General features: G+C 65.0%; 1 protein-coding gene. It reads left to right on the top strand.

The window, feature by feature from the left end; all coding sequences use genetic code 11:
* Positions 1-1046, top strand: a 1046-nt coding sequence (locus JQ633_RS35035) for an FAD-dependent oxidoreductase (RefSeq protein ID WP_211990397.1), incomplete at both ends; no start/stop codon positions are given.

Genomic DNA, 1046 nt, shown 5'->3' with positions numbered 1-1046 from the left:
GCCGGCTATGGCGCGAGGGTCATGGTCGCCGAAGAGTACCGGATGGGCGGCACCTGTGTGATTCGCGGCTGCGTGCCGAAGAAGCTGTTCGTGATGGGCAGCCACGTCCATCAGGAGATCGAGGATGCGGCCGGCTTCGGCTGGAGTATCGGCGAGGTCTCGTTCGACTGGGCGACGCTGGTCGCCAACAAGGACAAGGAGATCGCTCGCCTCGAGCGCGCCTACACCACCAATGTCGAGAAGTCCGGCGCCACGGTCGCGAAGGCTCGTGCGGTGCTGGAAGACGCCCACACGCTCCGGCTCGCCACCGGCGAAAAGGTCACCGCAAAATACATCCTGATCGCGACCGGTGGCGCGCCCAATCATGGCCCGGTCATCCCCGGTATCGAGCACGTCATCTCTTCCAACGAGGCGTTCCATCTCAAGGAACTGCCGAAGCGGATCGTGATCCAGGGCGGCGGCTACATCGCGCTGGAGTTCGCCGGCATCTTCGCCGGCTACGGCTCCGACGTCACCGTGGTCTATCGCGGCGAGAACATCCTGCGCGGCTTCGACGAGGACGTCCGCAAGCATGTCCGCGCCGAGATGGAGAAGCGCGGCATCACCATCCTCACCGGATGCACCGTGACCAAGGTCGACAAGCACGGCAAGGACTTCACCTCGCATCTGTCCGGCGGCTCCAGCATCGCCTCCGACCAGGTGATGTTCGCGATCGGCCGCCATCCCGCCGTCGCCAATCTCGGGCTGGAAACCGCCGGCGTTGCCATCAATCCGGCCAATGGCGGCATCCAGGTCGACGGCTGGTCGAAGACCTCGGTCGACAACATCTACGCGGTCGGCGACGTCACCCATCGTTTCAACCTGACCCCGGTCGCGATCCGCGAGGGCCATGCTTTCGCCGACACCGTATTCGGCAAGCGTCCGGTGCAGGTCGATCACGCCACGATCCCGACCGCGGTGTTCTCGCAGCCCGAGATCGGCACCGTCGGTCTCACGGAGGAGGAGGCGCGGGCGCAGTTTTCCCACGTCGACATCTACAAGACCGA

The sequence above is a fragment of the Bradyrhizobium tropiciagri genome, assembly GCF_018130505.1.
In the GTDB taxonomy this organism is placed as follows: Bacteria; Pseudomonadota; Alphaproteobacteria; order Rhizobiales; family Xanthobacteraceae; genus Bradyrhizobium; species Bradyrhizobium tropiciagri_B.
This window is presented reverse-complemented; position numbering and strand designations above follow the sequence as displayed.